The organism is Burkholderia sp. SRS-25, assembly GCF_004343765.1.
GTDB lineage: Bacteria > Pseudomonadota > Gammaproteobacteria > Burkholderiales > Burkholderiaceae > Burkholderia > Burkholderia contaminans.
Genome location: NZ_PTXM01000009.1, coordinates 82,029 through 100,305 on the forward strand (window position 1 = coordinate 82,029; position 18,277 = coordinate 100,305).

Consider the following 18,277-nt stretch of genomic DNA (forward strand, 5'->3'; position numbering starts at 1 on the left):
TTCCTTCGATAGGGTGAATAGCGTCATCAATCGCGCGCATCCAGCACGGGCTGAAGCGCGGGCTCGGCCGGCGCTGCCGGCTCATGGCCGCCGTGGCGCGCGGCGGTGGAATGGCCGGGCCGGATCCTGAACCAGATCGCATACATCGCGGGCAGGAACACGAGCGTGAGGACCGTCCCGGCGAACGTGCCGCCGATCAGCGTGTACGCGAGCGTGCCCCAGAACACCGAATGCGTGAGCGGAATGAACGCGAGCACGGCCGCCATCGCGGTAAGAATCACCGGGCGCGCCCGCTGCACGGTCGCTTCGACGACCGCATGGAACGGATCGAGCCCCGCGTGTTCGTTCTGGTGGATCTGGCCGATCAGGATCAGCGTGTTGCGCATCAGGATCCCCGACAGCGCGATGAGGCCGACCAGCGCATTGATGCCGAACGGCTGCCCGAACAGGATCAGCGTCGGCACCACGCCGATCAAGCCGAGCGGGCTCGTCATGAACACCATCACCATCGCGGAGATCGAGCGCACCTGGAAGATGATGATCACGAGCGTGACCGCCAGCATGATCGGGAAGAGCGGCAGCATCGCCTTCGTGGCCTTGCCGGATTCCTCGATGGAGCCGGCTTCCTCGATTCGATAGCCGCTCGGCAGCGCGGCGACGATCGGCTGAAGCTGCTTCGTGATCGCGGCCGACACGTCCGGCGGCTGCAGGCCTTCGGCGATGTCGCCGCGCACCGTGAGCGTCGGCACGCGATCGCGCCAGCGCATGATCGGCTCTTCCATCCGCACGTCGACCTTGCCGACCTGCGACAGCGGGATGCGCTGCCCGTTCGCGCCGGCGAGCGTGAAGTCGTCGAGCCGCGCCGGGTCGAGCCGCGCATCGCCGCCCGAGCGCGCGATCACCTGTACGGTCCGGATATCCTCGCGCACCGCCGTGATGGGCACCCCGGTCAGCAGGAACTGCAACTGCTGCGCGACCGCGCTGGACGTCAGCCCGACGGCCTGCAGGCGGTCCTGCTGCAACGTGAAATGCAGCGTCGGCGCGCGCGTGCCCCAGTCGGCATTGACCGTGCGCATCATCGGGCTGCCGTGCATCACACGCTCGACGTCGGTCGCGATGCCGCGCAGCTTGTCCGGATCGGGGCCCGTGATCCGGTAGGCCACCGGGAACGGCGAATACGGGCCGAACACGAGCTGCGTCACGCGCACTTGCGCTTCGGGCGCGAGGCCGTCGGCGATGGCGCGCCGCAGCCGCGCCTTCAGCGCTTCGCGCTCGTCCTGGCTGTCCGTGCGGATCACGATCTTCGCGAACGACGGATCGGGCAGCTCCGGCCCCATCGCGAGATAGAAGCGCGGCGCGCCCTGGCCGACGTACGCGGTGACGATCCGCGCTTCCTTCTGCTTCGCGAGCCACGCCTCGACCTTCGACGTGGCGGCGCTCGTTTGCGAAATCGACGTGCCGTACGGCATCTGCACCTCGACCAGCACCTCGGGGCGATCGGAGATCGGGAAAAACTGTTTCTTCACGATCGCCATGCCGAGAATCGCGAGCACGAAGAGGGCGACGACCGAACCGGCGACGAGCCACTTGCGGGCGATCACGCGCGTCAGCAGTTGCCGGAAGCGGTTGTAGCGGGGCGTGTCGTAGATCGCATCGTGGCCGCCTTCGAATTTCCTGAGGTTCGGCAGCATCTTCACGCCGAGGTACGGTGTGAACGCGACGGCGACGACCCACGATGCGATCAGCGCGATCCCGACGATCCAGAACATGTTGCTCGTGTATTCGCCCGCGGTGGAGCGCGCGAAGCCGTTCGGCATGAAGCCGACCGCGGTGACCAGCGTGCCGGCCAGCATCGGCGCGGCCGTATGGCTCCAAGCGTAGGCTGAAGCAGCCACGCGGTCGTAGCCTTCCTCCATCTTCACGACCATCATCTCGATCGCGATGATCGCGTCGTCGACCAGCAGCCCGAGCGCGAGGATCAGCGAGCCGAGCGTGATGCGGTCGAAGTTCTTGCCGGTCGCGGCCATCACGACGAACACGATCGCCAGCGTCAGCGGCACGGCCGCGGCGACGACGAGCCCCACGCGCCAGCCCATGCTGACGAAGCTCACGAGCATCACGACGAGCAGCGCGGCGAAGAACTTCACCATGAACTCGTCGACGGCCGAGCTGATGTTCACGGACTGGTCGGTGACCTTGGTCAGGCTCATGCCGAGCGGCAGCGCCGCGTTGATCGCGCCGACTTCGCGGTCCAGCGCGCGGCCGAGCTCGAGCCCGTTCCAGCCGTCGCGCATCACGACGCCGAGCAGCAGCGCGGGTTCGCCGTTGTTGCGGATCAGGAACGTGGACGGATCTTCGTAGCCGCGCTCGACGGTCGCGATGTCGGACAGTTTCAGCGTGCGGCCTTGCGCGACGATCGGCGTGTCGCGAATCTTCTGCAGCGTGTCGAACGCGCCGTCCACGCGAATGAAGATCTCCGGCCCGCGCGTCTCGACGGAGCCGGCCGGCGTCAGCAGGTTCTGGCCGTTGAGCGCGGCGAACACGTCCTGCGGGCTCACGCCGAGCGTCGCGAGCCGGTCGTGCGACAGCTGCACGTAGATGCGCTCCGCCTGTTCGCCGATGATGTCGACCTTCTTCACGCCCGGCACATGCAGCAGCCGCTGGCGCTGCGCTTCCGCATCGCGCACCAGCAGGCGCTGCGGTTCGCCCTTGGCCTTCAGCGCGAACAGCGCGAACGTGACGTCCGCGTATTCGTCGTTGACCAGCGGGCCGATCACGCCGGCCGGCAGATCGCTCGATACGTCGCCGATCTTCTTGCGCGCCTGATAGAACTGCTCCTGCACTTCGGACGGCGGCGTGCTGTCGAGCAGCGTCAGCGTCGTGAACGCGAGGCCGGGGCGCGTGTAGGTTTCGCTGCGGTCGTACCAGCGCAGCTCCTGCATGCGCTTTTCGATCTTTTCGGTGACCTGATCGTGCATTTCCTGCGCGGTCGCGCCCGGCCATGCGGTGACGATGGTCATCACCTTGACGGTGAATGCCGGATCTTCCGCGCGGCCGAGCTTGAAGAACGACACGAGCCCCGCGAGCGAAATCAGGCAGATCAGGAACAGCGTGATCGCACGCTCGCGCACCGCGAGCGCCGACAGGTTGAAGCGGCGTTCGCTCACGGCCGACCTCCTTCGCTCGCGAGCGTGGCGGCCGGTGCCGACACGCGGACCGCTTCGCCGTCATGCAGCAACTGCGCGCCGAGCGCGACGACCCGGTCGCCCTGCTTGAGCGCGCCGGACACGCGTGCACTGTCGTCGTCCAGATGCTCGACCGTGACCGGCCGCCATCCCACTTTGGCGGGCTCGCCCGCGACGACCCATACGCCGGGCCCTTTGCCACCGTCCAGCAGCGCACCGATCGGCACCTGCAGGCCGGCTTGCGGCGCCGCGCGTGCGTCGTCCGGTATGCGGATCGTGACGGTCGCGCCCAGCGGTGCGGCGCTCAGCGTGCCTTGCAGCACGTAGCGCGCTTCGAACGTGCGCGTTCGCGCATCGGCCGTATCGGAGAGCTGGCGCAGCGTGGCGGGGACACTCGAGCCCGGCTTGCCGAACAGTTCGGCCTGCGCGACGGACCCGACCGCCGGGCGCAGCGTTTCCGGCAGCTGGATCACGGCTTCCCGGCTGCCGGCGTGTGCGAGCCGCACCACCGGCTGGCCGGCGCTGACGACCTGACCGGGCTCGGCGAGCGTTTCCATCACGACGCCGTCGCCGTCCGCGACGAGTTCCGCATAGCCGGTCGCATTGCGCGCAACGCCGGCGTCGGCCTCGGCCGCGCTCAGCTGGGCTTTCGCGGCGTCGGCCGCCGCCTTGACCTGGTCATAGGCCGATGCCGATATCGCGCCGGTGCCGCGCAGGTCGCGGTAGCGCGCCTCGTCCTCCGCGGTCTGCCGCGCGCGGGCCTGTGCCGCGGCCACGGCTTCGTCGCGTGCGCGCGCCGCGAGCTTCAGGTCGACGGGATCGATCCGCATCAGCGGCTGGCCGCGCCGGACGGTTTGCCCGGTATCGACGAGCCGCGCGAGCACCTTGCCGGACACGCGGAAGCCGAGGTCGCTCTGCACGCGGGCGGCGACGGTGCCGGTAAACGAACGAGACGCGGGCGCGGCTGCCTGGACGATGGCGGTACGCACGAGCGGCGCCTCCGTGCGCGGATCGGAAGGCGCTTTTCCGCTGCAGGCGGCTAGCGCGAGGGGCAGTGCGGAAGCGACTGCGAGAAGAGCGAGGCGACGCCGGACCATGAAAGACCCACTGACGAAGTGAACGGGGCTTTCATTCTGTATCTAGTGACTAAAATAGTCAATGGTCACAAATGGTGTCGGGTCACGGGGCGAGGCTGCGGAGCACCAGGCTGGACAACTGCGCGGGCGCGGCGTCGGTCGTGTCGAGGTTGTACTGCAGCAGCAGCGGATTCAGGTACGGCCGCATCACGAGGTAGATCGCCGACGCGGTTTCGTCCAGCGGCGTCTTGCGCTCGAACTCGCCGCTTTGCCGGCCCGCCTGCAGCACGTCCTGCAGCAACTTCTGCACGCGCGCCTCGTAGGCCTGCACCGACTGCCAGTTGCCGGTGGCGGCCGACGCGGCGATGTCGTACAGCTTGCGATCGCGGAAGAACAGCCGCAGGCTCGCCTCGGTAAAGACCTTGAACATGCGCCGCAGCTTTTCGGTGGGCAGTTCCGCTTCGGCGACGGCGGCGCGTACGTCGGTTTCGATTTCGCGCAGGCAGTTCGCGCAGATCATCTCGCCGATCGCCTGTTTCGACTCGAAGAACTTGTAGATATAGGCCTTCGAGAAGCCGATGGACTTCGCGAGGTCGGACACGGTCGTCTTCTCGTAGCCATACCGGCTGAAGTGCTCGGTGGCGGCGGCCACGATCTGATCGCGTACGTCATGATCGGCCGGGCCGCGGGCGGGCGGGGGGGAAGCGGAGGTTTCTTTCATGGATTGCGGCTGGCAGGGATGGACAGCGAGTGACTATTTGGTATTATAGTCACTACCTGATCTTTGCTGAAACCGCCATGCTACCGAAACCCATCGTTGTCGCGGTGCTCGCCGCGCTCCTGTCGGCGGGATGCGCCGTCGGTCCCGACTACGTGCGGCCGGATGTCGCGATGCCGCAGCGCTTCCTGGGCCAGCGCGCCGTGGAGCAGCGCCGCGCGGCGGCTGACGCCGAGCTCGCGACGTGGTGGACGGGCTTCGGCGATCCGCAGTTGACCCGGTTCGTCACGCTCGCGCTCGCGCAGAACCTCGATCTCGCGCAGGCCGCGGCACGCGTGACGCAAGCGCGTGCCGGGCTCGGTGCGGCCAATGCGGCGCTGCTGCCGTCGGGCAATGTGACGGGTCAGGCCGCGCGCGTCTACCAGTCGGTCGAAACGCCGTTGGGGCGCGTGCTGAATTCGACGCCCGGTTTCGACCGTCACGGCAACGACTACGAGGCCGATTTCAACGCGAGCTGGGAGGTGGATGTGTTCGGCGGCTTGCGTCGCGGGCGGGAAGCCGCGCTCGCCGACTATCAGGCATCCGAAGCGGCGGCGGTCGCCACGCGCCTGGCTGTCGCCGCGCAAACGGCGGACATCTACATCACGATTCGCGGGCTGCAGGGCCGGCTGGAGGTCGCGCGGCATCAGGTGCAGACCGAGCAGGACCTGTTGTCGACCATCAACCTGCTGTATGGAAAGGGGCTTGCGGCGGAGCTTCAGGTCCGGCAGGCCGAAGGCGCGCTCGCCCAGGTTCGCGCAACGGTGCCGGTGCTCGAAGCGGCGCTGGACGCGGCGATGAATGCGCTCGACGTGATGCTCGGCTCGCAACCCGGTACGTATCGTGCCGAATTGCTCGATGGCGGCGACGTGCCGGTTGCGCCGCGGCTCGCGGCGACGGGCACGCCTGGCGAACTGCTCAGGCGGCGGCCCGACCTGATCGTCGCCGAGCGGCGCCTGGCGGCGTCGAACGCGCGCATCGGCGTGGCCATTGCCGAGTATTACCCGAAGTTCTCGCTGAGCGGGTTGATCGGTAGCGCGACGACGATGGGCGCGGGCAACCTGTTTGCCGGCGGCGCGAACCAGGCTGCCGGCGTGCTCGGCCTGCGCTGGCGTTTGTTCGACTTCGGGCGGATCAATGCGCAGATCGCCGACGCCAAAGGGAAGGATGCCGAAATGCTGGCCGCGTATCGGCTCGCGGCGCTGCATGCCACCGAGGACGTCGAGAACGCGTTCTCGGCACTCGTCAAACGCGACGAACAGGCGGCCGTTCTCGCCGGCGGCGTGGATTCGCTCGGCCGCGCGAGGGCCGCGTCGTTCGCGGCTTACCAGAAGGGCGTCGTCAGCCTGATCGAGGTGTTGCAGGCCGATGAAAGCCTGCTGCGCGCTTCGGACGAGCGCGTGCAGGCGAAAACCGAAGCGGCTCGGGCGTCGGTGGCTGCGTTCAAGGCGCTTGGCGGAGGATGGGAAGGGGCGGCACCTGAGGCTGTCGCCGGTCGGTAACGGCCGTATGTACCGACGCCGTGGCAGGGGTGACGTCGTCGTCGCTGTTCTTTGTGCGATGAGTGCTCTGGAACATGCGGCCCAAGCGAATGACACGCGCAGAATGCCGCTCACTCACCCGTCGGGATCTGCTCGATGCTGCCGCGCCGTGCATCGCCGAGAAGGGGCGGGCGGCATAGAGCGTCGAGGACATTGCGGCGCGCGCCGGGTACACGCGCGGCGCGTTCTATTAGAACTTCAGGAGTGCGAGCGAGTTTTTCGTCGAACTGCTTCGCGTCAAGCATCGCGACATTCAAGACAATCCGGAGACCTTGCTGCGGGATGTCGCGGTATCGTCAGAAACGGTTCAACAGCAGTTCGCTTTGCTGTATGCACGCTGCCATTCGAGCAACGTCGACGACGTCGTTTGGGCCGAGGCCCGCCTGCAGGCAGAGCGCGATGTGCGCTTGCGCGAGCATGTGGAGGCCATGTGTGTCGAACGACGCGACATGATTGCGCGCCTCTTGGGGCAGAGCGGGCTGACCAAGCACTCCGTGAATGTTGTGAAACTGAATCCAGGCGCTCGATTTCCGAAAAGACGCTGCTATCGATGCTGGTCTACGAGCAATGTCGCGCAATCGAACTCCCTGGTTTCCTCGGCTCAGAACCTTATGCTGCCGGGGTCGCTCAACAAATTAGCGCGCCCGTAAACACGGCTGGCGCTAGTTGTGACCGCCTACAGCATCGAACGGCGGCCATCACGAATCGGAAATCCCTTTCACGTTGGGTCGGTCATTTGACCGATGTGCACCGGTCAAATGTTTTGCGATTCTTCAGTGACGGAGAAGATGGCGTAGACACCATGACTTGCAGCGTGCCGGAAGGGAAAAGCGGCGTGGCCGCGACTGCCACCCAGGAATGGGCGCCAAGGGCGCCGCGACCTGACGAAACGAGGGCATATAAATCCAAGGTAGAGCGTTCGACTCCTGCACCAGATGGAATTGCCCGCAGAATGAAGTTTGGATCCTGGAGATTATGTCTTTTGATAAGCTCACTCGCCACTGTCATGTTATCTACATCGCCGTCGGCAGCGGTACCTCCAGGCAATGCGCCGACGTTAAGCGCGCTGTTGGATCTGACGGCGGCACGGCTACGAATTGCGAGGCAGGTCGCACTGAGCAAGTGGGACTCCGGAAAGCCCGTGGAGGATCTTTCGAGAGAGTCTGCTGTGATAGCTGACGCGGTAAAGGAAGCGCGAGCCAACGGAGTCTCGGCCAAGTTGGCAGTACATTTTTTCACGGACCAAATTGAAGCCAACAAGCTTGTCCAGTATGCCCTGCTGGCTGAATGGCGGCGTTCTGATCACGCTCCGGATGATGCGCGTGCGGATCTCGAGAAAGAAATACGTCCGGAACTTGACCGTCTCAAAGGCGGGTTCATCCATGTACTCACACAATCCGGTGAATTTCGGAACCGTACTGACTGCAGCGAGCGCATTTCTCGCGCAACTCGCGAGTACATCGCGACGCATTCTTTGAATTCGCTCTATGCACTCGCCATGGATCGTGCGCTTGCTCGGATTTGCGAGCGTGATTAGCAACGTCCATAACAAGCACACCACGAATCGCGTATCTGTTTCGTTTTGTGTCGTCACCGACTATCGAGGAGGCGTTCAGTGGGCAAATGTTGCCCGGTAACACGGACGTCGCAGACGGCCGCAGCGTGCATATGTGCGAATTTCCGCCTTGCGTTCTGGCCGCATGGAAGGATTAATTTCGGTTTGCTAACGCAAGCTGCTTCCCGTCCGGTATGGATGCCGTGACGCGCGCGCTCTGCGACGGCACCGTCAAAACCCGCGATTCATGAATCTACTGCTACGTTTGTGTCTTACGTTCCTGCTGAGCCTGCGTCGTCAGCGACTGCACATTCTCGACACGTGTGTCACGCCGTTCCGCGTGTGGCCCAACGACCTTGATGTGCTGCGCCACATGACCAATGGCCGCTACTTTGGCATTCTGGATCTGGGGCGGGTCGATCTGCTGCTGCGCTCGCACGTCTGGCAACGCGTCAATGCGCAAAGGTGGTATCCCGTCGTCACGCTCGAGACGATACGATTTCATCGATCGCTGCATCTGTGGGAGCGCTACGACGTCACGACGCGTGTGATCGGTTGGGACGAAAAACATGTGTTCCTGGAGCAGGGGTTCAACCGTGGCGGGACGCAGGTCGCGATCGGTGTCGTGCGAACCCGGTTCCTGAACCGCGGCGGAGGTACCGTGCCGACCGACGAACTGCTGGCGTGGATCGGCGTGACGCAGCCATCGCCCGAGCTGCCCGAATGGGTCGTGCAATGGAGCCGAGCCGAGGGTGGGATGGCGGTACATGCGGAATCTGTTCCGCAGACTTGACGCACCGCGATGGCAGCCGCTCACGCACATGCTGTCAGCGGTCGCCATGGTCTTCGTCGGCGCCGGAAGTTTTCCGGCGCGGTGACGGCATGTGGCGGGATGAATCCGCCACCTTCAACGCGCGCGAGCGGCGGGACGTGGTCGACGTCGAAGCGGACCTTCGACTGGCCGGCCCGCGCTGACGCGTCGCGTCGCGTCGCGGACTACCGCCATCGTTCCGGCCCGCCGCCTGACCATCGGCTCGACAGGAGTCCGACCGGGGTCGGTCGTTCGACCGATACCGCTGCGTCGCGGCAATTGCGATCCTTCTCGTCACGCCCATGTCACCACGGCATTACGCGTGCACCATCCGCAAGGTTACGAGGAAGTTCGCTTTGAAACGTTCGACGATTCGTCCGCTCTGGGTCCGCCTTCTCCACTGGCTCAATGCCGCCGCAGTCATCGCCTTGTGCCTGAGCGGCTGGCAGGTCTACAACGCGTCGCCGATTTTCAGGGCGGTCACGTTTCCGCCTTCCATCACGCTTGGAGGCTGGCTGGGTGGTGCGCTCCTCTGGCACTTCGCGGCGATGTGGATCCTGGTCGGCACCCTGTTCGCCTATCTCGTGCTCGGCATGGCAACAGGGCGGCTGCGCAGGAAGCTGTTGCCGCCCGGCATGCGTGCGCTCCTTTCCGACCTCGCCTCCGCGCTGCGCGGCAAGCTGGTCCACGATGATCCCGCGCAGTACAACGCCGTGCAGAAGTTCGCGTATCTCGGCGCGCTCGCCGATATCGTGCTGCTCGTTCTGTCGGGGCTCGCCATCTGGAAACCGGTGCAGTTTGCGGTCCTGAGGACATTGATGGGCGGATTCGACAACGCGCGCATCGTTCATTTCGTCGCGATGAGCGTGCTCGTCGGTTTCCTTGCCGTTCACGTCGTGATGGTCGCGCTCGTTCCGCGCGCATTGCTCACGATGATTCGAGGGCGCTGATCATGAGTGAACCCAAACGTTCCTCGCGGGCCGACCGTGTCTCGCAGCTCGATTCGCATGCGATCGTCAAGGATGCGCGCAACGCACTCCAGTCGACGCAACGCCGCCTGTTCGGCAAGCGGATCCTCACGCTCGGCGGCCTGATGCTGCTTTCCGGCTGCGACCTGACCGACGACCAATCGGTCAACACGATGCTGCGCCGCGTGTCGTCGTTCAACGACGACGTGCAGGCGTCGCTCTTCGATCCGCGCAAGCTTGCGCCGACGTATCCGGAGTCGATGATCGCGCGGCCCTTTCCATTCAACGCGTACTACGACATCGACCAGGTGCCGGACGTGGATGCGGAGAAATATCGGCTCCAGCTCGGCGGGCTGGTCAAGGGCAAGCGTACGTGGACGCTCGACGAGCTCCATGCGCTGCCGCAGGAAAGCCAGGTTACGCGGCATATCTGCATCGAAGGGTGGAGCGCGATCGGGAAGTGGGGCGGCGTGCGATTTTCCGATTTCCTGTTGCGCGCCGGCGCCGACACCACCGCGAAGTACGTCGCGCTGCATTGCGCCGACAACTACTGGACGAGCATCGACATGCCGACCGCGCTCCATCCGCAAACGCTGCTGACGCTCACCTATGACGGTCGCGTCTTGCCGGCGAAATACGGCTTCCCGATGAAGTTGCGCATGCCGACCAAGCTCGGATACAAGAATCCCAAACACATCGTCGCCATCACGGTGACCAATGCATTCCCGGGCGGTTATTGGGAAAACCAGGGATACAACTGGTTTGGCGGCTCCTGAGCCCTTGGCCCTGGACACCTCGCCGGTCACGTTCTCGATCGCAACCTCATCAAAGGAGCATTCATGTCCATTCGACTCAAACTCGCCGCCTCCGTCGTCGCGGCCATGCTGGCCGGCACCGCGTTCGCGCAATCCGCCGCGGGCAAGCCCGAGCGCATTCGTGGGGACATCGTCTCGTTTTCCGGAGACAGCCTGAAAGTCCATCGTCGCAGCGGCGATACCGTGCTCATCAATGTCGCGGCGTCGACCAACGTGAACGCGGTGGAAGCGATTCAGCTTTCCGATATCAAACCGGGTTCCTATGTCGGCGCAGCGGCCACGCCGGGCGAGAACGGCAAGTTGATCGCGAAGGAAGTGCTCGTATTCCCCGAAGCCGCGCGCGGCATGGGTGAAGGCCACTACGCCTGGGATCTCGCCGCGAACAGTTCGATGACGAACGCGAACGTGGATACCATCGTTCAAGGCACGAGCGGGCGCGATCTCAAGCTTTCGTACAAGGGCGGCAGCAACACGATCAACGTGCCGCCCGACGCGCCGGTCGTGACGCTCATTCAGGCGACGCGCGCCGATTTGTCGGCGGGCAAGAAGATTTTCGTCGTGGCTACGCCGGGCAAGGCCGGGGGATACGACGGACGCCAGATCGTGGTCGAGAAGGACGGGGTAGTGCCTCCGATGTAAACCGGCCGCCGGCGGGCGACTTGTCGTTCGCCGGCGTGCCACCGGACGGTGGTCGACAAACCGATGTTCAACGACCGGCGGCGTGTCCGCGATTCATTTTCGTTCGGGCCGAACGTTGCGTCGGCCCGTGACCGTCAATCGAAGTCGGTCGCGATGGAGCGCGCGCGCCATGCGTCGATGTCCTGGCGGAACGCCTTCAGCTTGCGCTCCGCAATGGCGTGGGCACTCGGTCCGATCGGCAGGTGCAACGGTGGATCGTCCGAGTCGATCGCCTGGATGATCACCGCGGCGGCTTTGGCGGGATCGCCCGCCTGATGTCCGTCGTTGCTGTCGCGGTAGTTGCGCGCGGAGCCGGCGGTTGCCGAATAGTCGCCGATTTGCTGCTTGGCGACCGCGATCGAGCGCCCCAGGAATTCGGTTCGAAACGGACCGGGCTCCACGATGACCACGCGAATGCCCATCGGTTCGACTTCCTGCGCGAGGGCCTCAGACAGGCCTTCGACGGCAAACTTCGTCGCGTTGTAATAGCCGCGGCCCCCCGAGCCGGCGATACCGGCACCGGACGACAGGTTCACGATCCTGCCGCCTCCGGTGCGCCGCATCAGCGGCAACGCCGCACGCGTCGTCTCGATGAGCCCGAAGACGTTCACGTCGAATAACGGCCGGTATTCGTCCGGCGTGCCTTCTTCGATTGCGCCCATGAATCCATGCCCGGCGTTGTTGACCAGCACGTCCAACCTGCCGAACGTTTCGGTCGTCAACGCAATGGCCGCGTGTATCGTCTCCGGCTTCGTCACGTCCAGCGCTGCAACACGCAGCGTGTCCGGATAACGCCGTGCCAGATCGCGCAGCGTTTCCGGCGCACGCGCCGTTGCCACCACGTGGTCGCCGCGCTCAGCCGCCGCGCGTGCGAGATGCAGGCCGAAGCCGCCGGAGCAGCCGGTGATCAACCAGGTCTTGTTCATGCATTTCTCCTTTCGCTTGATTCCGCGTTTCGATACGCTCGACGGGGCACGTCAACATGCGCGCCGATGCGGGATCGGCGCGCGTACCCGCGAGCATGGCGCGTCAGCGCATGCCGCCCGACGCGAGAATGATTTCGCCCGTCATCCATCCCGAGTCGTCCGACGCGAGAAACGAAACGATCGGCGCGATGTCCCGCACCTGGCCGATGCGGCCGAGCGGTGTCTGGTCCGCGTTCCAGGTCTCGAAGTCCGAGCCGATGACTCCGGCGGCATGGGTGCCTTCGGTTTCCACCAAGCCGGGGTTCACGGCATTGACCCGGATGCCGCGCGGGCCGAGTTCCCGCGCGAGCACCCCGGTGATGGCGTCGATTGCGCCTTTCGTGCCGCTATAGATGGCACTCTCGGCCGGAAGGACACGCGTGACGTTGGAGCCGATGTTGACGATGCTGCTGCCGTTGCCGAGATGCGGCGCGGCGGCGCCGGCGACCAGCAGCGGGCCGAGCACGTTGATGTCGAATTGCTCGCGGTAGCGCGCCTCGGTCGTCTCCTCGATCCTGGCGAACTGGTAGACGCCGGAGTTGTTCACCACGATGTCCAACCGCCCGAAACGGTCGATGGCCGCGTTGACGAGTGCCTCGACCTCCGCCTTGTTCGTCACGTCGGCCCGCACCGCCAATGCCTTCCCGCCGGCGGCCTGAATGTCCCCGACGACCCTTTCGGCACCGGTCGCGCTGGATGCGTAGTTGACGACGACCTGTGCGCCGTCGGCCGCAAGCTGGCGCGCGATGCCTTTCGATGCTCCCGTCACGATCGCGACCTTGCCCTTCAACTTGTCCATGTCTTCACACTCCCGCAGAGGTTGGCCCCGAGCGGGGCGGTTCGGTAGATGAAGGCCACCATCGTGAGGCCCACACAATTGTTTGTGAATGGCCGTTCTTGTATATTCAATGTACATTTTTGAACGAGGTGTCATCGCATGGAATGGAGTGATGTCCGGGTCTTTCTGGCGGTCAAGCGGGGCGGATCTTTCGGTGCGGCAGCCCGAAGCCTGGGCGTGAGCCATCCGACGATCGGCCGCCGGATCAAGGCGCTGGAGGATGAATCCGGGCAGGCGCTGTTCCGCAGGACCGCGGATGGGCTGGTGCTCACCGACGCAGGCGACACCGTGCTGAGCCTCGCAGAAGCCATGGAAAACGCCGCGCTGGCCATGGAGCGGCGTCTGGCCGGTAATCACGATCGCCTCGAAGGCATCTTGCGGATATCGTGCGCGGAGTGGTTCGCCGGCTACGTTCTCGCGCCCGTTCTGGCGGAACTGGTGCGCCGTCATCCGGCCGTGGTGCCGGAAGTGATCGCGAGCTACCGATTGCTGAGCCTGTCGCGTCGCGAGGCCGACCTGGCCTTCCGGATCGTTCCTTTCACCGAACCGGACATTGTCCAGCGCCGCATGATGCGCGTTCCGTACGGTCTTTACGGCACGGCGGAAACCGCGCGTGCGTTGCGGCGCGATCCTGCTTCGGTGGGATTGATCGTGATGAATACGGCGCAGTCCCACTTCCCCGACGTCGCCTGGCTGCTCGACAGGTTCCCGCGGTCGCGGCGCGTGTTCACCAGCACGAGCCGAGCCGTTCAGGGCCGGATGTGCGCGGCAGGCATGGGCGTGGCGGTGCTGCCGCGACCGCTGGGCGACGCGATACCGGCAGTGCAGCGCATCGAAACGCCGGAACCGCCTCCCTCCCGAGACATTTGGGTGGGTTACCACCATGACCTTCGGCATATGGATCGCTTGCGCGCGATGCTCGATATCGCCGATACGATGCTGACCGAATCACCGATTGCCGCTCGCTGAATTGAATTTCGTGGGTGCTCCCGGCCAGATACGGTCATCATCCGGGCCGCGGTGAATGAGCGCTTCAATCCTTAATGGGTAACACACATGACCGTCCGTGAATTGATCATCCCGCCGACGATGCAACGTATCGTGGAGCGCGCCGGTTACGTACCGGCCGTGAAGGCTGGGTCCATTGTTTTTTGTGCCGGACAGGTCGGGCGTACCGTTGACCTCGAAGTCATCGCCGATCCCGAAGCGCAATTCCTGGCGTGCTGGGAAAATTTGCGCGTGGTTCTGGCAGCGGCTGGGTGCACTTTTGAAGATGTTGTCGACATGACGACATACCACGTGCAGATGGGCACGCATATGCCCGTATTTCGCGAGGTGAAGAATCGGGTCTTTCCACGCGGCACATGCGCGTGGACTTCGATAGGCGTGACCGAGCTCGCGCATCCCGGCTTGCTGGTCGAGATCAAGTGCGTGGCAGTGAAGCGAGATGACGCTGCGACGGGCCAGTCTGCCAACAGCTGAACGGCGGCCGTTTTCCGCGAATTCCCAGCGGTAAGGCGTCAGCGCCGGCGACAGGCGCCAGCCGATACAGCGGTGCCGGCCGAGCTCGTCGGGGTGGCCGGGCGCAGCCGCACAGCGGAGCGCATTCAGGTGATGCGCATCAGGGCTCATTCCTTGCTCGATCGCTTTCTCGGTAGTTCCGAGAACGTTCGAACAAGGAGGGCCTGACATGAAAGCAGTCGTATTTCACGGTATCGGCGACATTCGCATCGACACGGTGCCCGATCCCGAAATCACCGACGCGACCGACGCGATCGTGCGCCTGACGGCCAGCGCGATCTGCGGCACCGACCTGCACATGGTGCGCGGCACCCTCGGCGGGATGAAGCCGGGCACGATCCTCGGCCATGAGGGCGTCGGCATCGTCGAGACGGTCGGGCGCGACGTGCGCAACCTGCGGCGCGGCGATCGTGTGCTGATTCCATCGACGATCGCATGCGGCAGTTGCGCGTACTGCCGCGCGGGCTACACGGCGCAATGCGATGTCGCGAACCCGGGCGGCCCGCGTGCGGGCACCGCATTCTTCGGCGGCCCGGCCGACAGCGGCGCGTTCGACGGGCTGCAGGCCGAATACGCGCGCACGCCGCTTGCGCACGCGAGCCTGATCCGGCTGCCGGATGCCATCGACGACGATCGCGCGATCCTGATGTCGGACATCTTTCCGACCGGCTATTTCGGCGCGCAACTCGCGGAAGTGCGCGCGGGCGATACGGTCGCCGTGTTCGGCGCGGGGCCGGTCGGCCAATTCGCGATCGCGAGCGCGAAGCTGATGGGCGCCGGGCGCGTGATCGCGGTCGACCGCGTTGCGTCGCGTCTCGAGATGGCGTGCGCGCAAGGCGCGGAGATCGTCGATTTTGCGGAGGACGATCCGGTCGAGACGGTGCTGCGGCTGACGGGCGGGATCGGCGTCGATCGCGTGATCGACGCGGTGGGCGTCGACGCGATGCGCGCGACGCACGGGCCGGCCGCGGCCGATCGCGACGCGGCGCATGCATTCGATGCGGAAGTCGATGCGATCGCGCCGCACCGCAAGCCGGACGGCCGCAACTGGGTGCCGGGCGACGGGCCGTCGCAGGTGCTGCAATGGGCGGTGCGCGCGGTCGCGAAAGCCGGCACGGTCGCGGTGATCGGCGTGTATCCGCCGGCGTCGCGCGTGTTTCCGATCGGCGATGCGATGAACCGCAACCTGACGATCAAGATGGGCAACTGCAATCACCGAACGGTGACGCCGCCGCTCGTCGAGCTCGTGCGCAGCGGCGCATTCGACCCGCTGTCGGTGCTCACGCGCTGCGAGCCGCTGACGAATGCGATCGATGCGTATCGCGCGTTCGACACGCGCGAGCCGGGCTGGATGAAGGTGAAGCTGACGCCATGACGATGCCAACCGAAACAGTGAGGACTGCAATGAACGATCTGTACGACAACTGCATGGCCGCTTGCGACGCGTGCGCACACGCATGCGATACGTGTGCGGCCGCATGCCTCGCCGAACGCGACACGCAGGCGCTGGCCGACTGCATAGCGCTCGACATCGAATGCGCGCAGCTGTGCCGCTTCGCGTCGGGTGCGATGGCGCGCCGCAGCGTGCTCACACCCGGTGTCTGCGCGCTGTGCGCACACGCATGCGATCTGTGTGCGGCCGAATGCCTGCGGCATGCGCACGATCATTGCCGCCGTTGCGCGCTCGCGTGTGAAGCATGCGCGGCGATGTGTCGCGCGGTGGCTTGAGCACGGCGGTCACGGGGTGTCGCGAACGCCGCGCGCGACGCGCTGCAGCAGCGCGTCGAGCACGGTTATTTCGACGGGCTTCACGAGGTGCTCGTCGAAGCCTGCGCGTTCGGTGCGCTCGAGGTCCGCCGCGCTGGCGTGTCCCGACAGCGCAACGCAGGTCGCATCGCGCAGTGCGTCGATCGCGCGCAGTTCGTGCAGCAGCGTGAAGCCGTCGACGTCGGGCATCGTGAGGTCGAGGATCATCAGCTGCGGGGCGTAGTCGCGGGCGAGCGCCAGTGCGTCGCGCGCGTTGTAGGCGACGCGCGGCGCGTGTCCTTTCACTTGCAGCAGCACGGCGAGCGTGTCGGCCGAATCGCGATTGTCGTCGACGATGAGGATACGGAGCGGCGTAGTGCCCGCCCGCACGGGCTTGACAGGCCCGCGCACATCGCCGCGTGTCGCGCGCGCCACGCGGTCGATCGGCAACCGCACCGTAAACGTCGCACCGTGGCCGGGGCCGTCGCTTTCTGCCGAGATGCGCCCGCCGTGCAGCTCGACGAACGTCCGGCAGATCGCGAGACCCAGCCCGAAGCCGTCGGTCGGCCGCCGGCCCGCCCCGCTTTCCTGCTCGAACAGGTCGAAGATGGTTTCGAGCGCGTCGCGCGCGATGCCGACGCCACGATCGGTCACGCGGATCGCGACGACCGGCCCCTCGATCCGGGCGCCGACGTCGATGCGGCCGCCGAGCGGCGAGAACTTCGACGCATTGTCGAGCAGGTTGTGCAGCACCTGGACGAGCCGCGCATCGTCGCCGTGCAGCGGCACGGCATCGGAGGGCAGATCGACGTGGATGTGCTGCCCGCGCGCGGCCAGCTTCGGCTGGATGCTTTCGACGCCGCGGCACACGATGTCGCGCACGGTGATGGGGCGATCGTCCAGCTCGAGCTTGCCGGCGGTGATGCGCCCGACGTCGAGCAGGTCGTCGACGAGCCGCGTCAGTTGCGTGACCTGACGATGCACGGCGTCGCGGCACTGCGCGAGCGCGGGTGCCGGGTTGGCCAGGCTCTGCAGTACGCCGACCGAATGGCGCAAGGGCGCGAGATGGTTGCGCAGCTCGTGCGCGAGCATCGCGATGAACACGCTGAGCCGGTGCGTCGACGCTTCGAGCTCCTCGAGCCGCTTGCGCTCGGTCATGTCGCGGGTGATCTTGATGAAGCCGCATAGCTGGTTCGAGTGATCGTGCACGGGCGCGATCGTGACGGTCGCCCAGAATTGCGAGCCGTCCTTGCGCACGCGCCAGCCTTCGTCCTCGAAGTGGCCGTTGGCGGCCGCTTCGGCGAGCCCGAGCGACGGCCGGCCGGCCGCGATCGCGTCGGGCGGATAGAAGCGCGAGAAGTGGTGGCCGACGATCTCCGCGGCGCGATAGCCCTTGATGCGCGCGGCCCCGGCGTTCCAGGTCGCGACGTTGCCGTGCGGATCGAGCATGAACACCGCGTAGTCGGTGATCGACTCGACTACCGTCTGGAACCGGAATTCGGCGAAGCGGTGCAACAGGTCGCGCGCGTCGGATTGCCCGAGCGGCGGGGGAAGCGAGCGAGGATCGATGTCGTCTTTCATCATCGGAGCAGCTTGGCGAAGATGGGCCGGCAAGCGCCACCCAGCCGCCGTCGAGCGGGCCGGCGGCGGCAGTACGAATCGGATTGGCACCCCGAAAGCATAAGGGAACTCAATTCGGCTGATCAATGGGTGCGCATCGGCTGTGCCGATCGTCGTGCGGGCCGCGCGCAATCGGTTCCGGCGATGCCGGTGCGCGGTGCGGCATGCCGATTGCGCGCGCTTCCGGTTCGCAAGCCGTGC

The 18,277-nt window shown here is 65.7% G+C and carries 19 protein-coding genes; 11 read left to right on the forward strand and 8 right to left on the reverse strand.

The window, feature by feature from the left end; all coding sequences use genetic code 11:
* Positions 1-26: 26 nt before the first annotated feature.
* From C5O79_RS13900 to C5O79_RS13910, 3 genes are all read right to left on the reverse strand, one after another.
* The gene (locus C5O79_RS13900) at positions 27-3,167 is read right to left on the reverse strand and encodes an efflux RND transporter permease subunit (protein WP_122478506.1); all 3,141 of its coding nucleotides are present in this window, start codon (positions 3,165-3,167) and stop codon (positions 27-29) included.
* A complete protein-coding gene (locus C5O79_RS13905) occupies positions 3,164-4,282 on the reverse strand; it encodes an efflux RND transporter periplasmic adaptor subunit (protein ID WP_122478507.1) in 1,119 nt (372 codons plus the stop codon). Before C5O79_RS13905 ends, C5O79_RS13900 begins: the two co-directional genes overlap by 4 nt.
* Before the next feature lie 82 nt (positions 4,283-4,364).
* Positions 4,365-4,982 (reverse strand): TetR/AcrR family transcriptional regulator, encoded by a 618-nt coding sequence (locus tag C5O79_RS13910; RefSeq protein ID WP_047852996.1) that lies wholly within the window; start codon positions 4,980-4,982, stop codon positions 4,365-4,367.
* Positions 4,983-5,059: 77 nt separating this feature from the next.
* On the opposite strand from C5O79_RS13910, the gene C5O79_RS13915 reads away from it, so the two are divergent.
* Positions 5,060-6,520, forward strand: a complete 1,461-nt coding sequence (locus tag C5O79_RS13915; protein WP_047852995.1) for an efflux transporter outer membrane subunit — start codon at positions 5,060-5,062, stop codon at positions 6,518-6,520.
* Between the two features lie 110 nt (positions 6,521-6,630).
* Here C5O79_RS13915 and C5O79_RS13920 read toward each other — a convergent pair whose 3' ends face one another.
* Entirely contained in the window at positions 6,631-6,816 is a 186-nt protein-coding gene (locus tag C5O79_RS13920) for a hypothetical protein (RefSeq protein ID WP_124472640.1), read from the reverse strand.
* Positions 6,817-6,831: 15 nt separating this feature from the next.
* Here C5O79_RS13920 and C5O79_RS38110 point away from each other — a divergent pair, with 15 nt between their 5' ends.
* Entirely contained in the window at positions 6,832-7,209 is a 378-nt protein-coding gene (locus C5O79_RS38110) for a hypothetical protein (protein ID WP_160313571.1), read from the forward strand.
* Positions 7,210-7,291: 82 nt separating this feature from the next.
* On the opposite strand, the gene C5O79_RS38550 is transcribed toward C5O79_RS38110, so the two are convergent.
* Complete coding sequence (locus C5O79_RS38550) at positions 7,292-7,681, reverse strand: hypothetical protein (RefSeq protein WP_162489654.1); 390 nt, start codon at positions 7,679-7,681, stop codon at positions 7,292-7,294.
* Here C5O79_RS38550 and C5O79_RS38115 point away from each other — a divergent pair.
* From C5O79_RS38115 to C5O79_RS13945, 5 genes are all read left to right on the forward strand, one after another.
* Entirely contained in the window at positions 7,566-8,096 is a 531-nt protein-coding gene (locus C5O79_RS38115) for a chorismate mutase (protein ID WP_240687911.1), read from the forward strand. The two genes, C5O79_RS38550 and C5O79_RS38115, sit on opposite strands and share 116 nt — an antisense overlap.
* Positions 8,097-8,361: 265 nt before the next feature.
* Positions 8,362-8,907: a thioesterase family protein gene (locus C5O79_RS13930; RefSeq protein ID WP_122478512.1), complete on the forward strand. Its 546-nt coding sequence runs from the start codon at positions 8,362-8,364 to the stop codon at positions 8,905-8,907.
* Between the two features lie 374 nt (positions 8,908-9,281).
* Complete coding sequence (locus C5O79_RS13935) at positions 9,282-9,875, forward strand: cytochrome b/b6 domain-containing protein (protein ID WP_236862398.1); 594 nt, start codon at positions 9,282-9,284, stop codon at positions 9,873-9,875.
* A 2-nt stretch (positions 9,876-9,877) separates the two neighbouring features.
* Positions 9,878-10,669 carry a molybdopterin-dependent oxidoreductase gene (locus C5O79_RS13940; protein WP_046546428.1) on the forward strand — a complete coding sequence of 264 codons (792 nt, stop codon included), beginning with the start codon at positions 9,878-9,880 and terminating at the stop codon, positions 10,667-10,669.
* A gap of 63 nt (positions 10,670-10,732) precedes the next feature.
* Positions 10,733-11,347, forward strand: a complete 615-nt coding sequence (locus C5O79_RS13945; RefSeq protein ID WP_122478516.1) for a hypothetical protein — start codon at positions 10,733-10,735, stop codon at positions 11,345-11,347.
* Between the two features lie 134 nt (positions 11,348-11,481).
* On the opposite strand, the gene C5O79_RS13950 is transcribed toward C5O79_RS13945, so the two are convergent.
* Both C5O79_RS13950 and C5O79_RS13955 read right to left on the reverse strand, forming a co-directional pair.
* Positions 11,482-12,312 (reverse strand): oxidoreductase, encoded by an 831-nt coding sequence (locus C5O79_RS13950; protein WP_046546430.1) that lies wholly within the window; start codon positions 12,310-12,312, stop codon positions 11,482-11,484.
* A gap of 103 nt (positions 12,313-12,415) precedes the next feature.
* The gene (locus C5O79_RS13955) at positions 12,416-13,150 is read right to left on the reverse strand and encodes an SDR family oxidoreductase (RefSeq protein ID WP_122478518.1); all 735 of its coding nucleotides are present in this window, start codon (positions 13,148-13,150) and stop codon (positions 12,416-12,418) included.
* A 138-nt stretch (positions 13,151-13,288) separates the two neighbouring features.
* Here C5O79_RS13955 and C5O79_RS13960 point away from each other — a divergent pair, with 138 nt between their 5' ends.
* The 4 genes from C5O79_RS13960 to C5O79_RS13980 all read left to right on the forward strand — a co-directional run bounded on the left by C5O79_RS13960 (position 13,289) and on the right by C5O79_RS13980 (position 16,438).
* Positions 13,289-14,158, forward strand: a complete 870-nt coding sequence (locus tag C5O79_RS13960) for a LysR family transcriptional regulator (protein ID WP_046546432.1) — start codon at positions 13,289-13,291, stop codon at positions 14,156-14,158.
* 120 nt (positions 14,159-14,278) lie between these two features.
* On the forward strand, positions 14,279-14,671 hold the full coding sequence (locus C5O79_RS13965; RefSeq protein WP_226148372.1) for a RidA family protein: 393 nt from the start codon (positions 14,279-14,281) through the stop codon (positions 14,669-14,671).
* A 208-nt stretch (positions 14,672-14,879) separates the two neighbouring features.
* Positions 14,880-16,085 (forward strand): zinc-dependent alcohol dehydrogenase, encoded by a 1,206-nt coding sequence (locus C5O79_RS13975; protein ID WP_047852989.1) that lies wholly within the window; start codon positions 14,880-14,882, stop codon positions 16,083-16,085.
* 29 nt (positions 16,086-16,114) lie between these two features.
* The gene (locus tag C5O79_RS13980) at positions 16,115-16,438 is read left to right on the forward strand and encodes a four-helix bundle copper-binding protein (RefSeq protein ID WP_122478520.1); all 324 of its coding nucleotides are present in this window, start codon (positions 16,115-16,117) and stop codon (positions 16,436-16,438) included.
* Positions 16,439-16,447: 9 nt separating this feature from the next.
* Here the strand turns inward: C5O79_RS13980 and C5O79_RS13985 are convergent, their stop codons facing one another.
* On the reverse strand, positions 16,448-18,040 hold the full coding sequence (locus C5O79_RS13985) for an ATP-binding protein (RefSeq protein ID WP_122478522.1): 1,593 nt from the start codon (positions 18,038-18,040) through the stop codon (positions 16,448-16,450).
* Positions 18,041-18,277 lie beyond the last annotated feature (237 nt).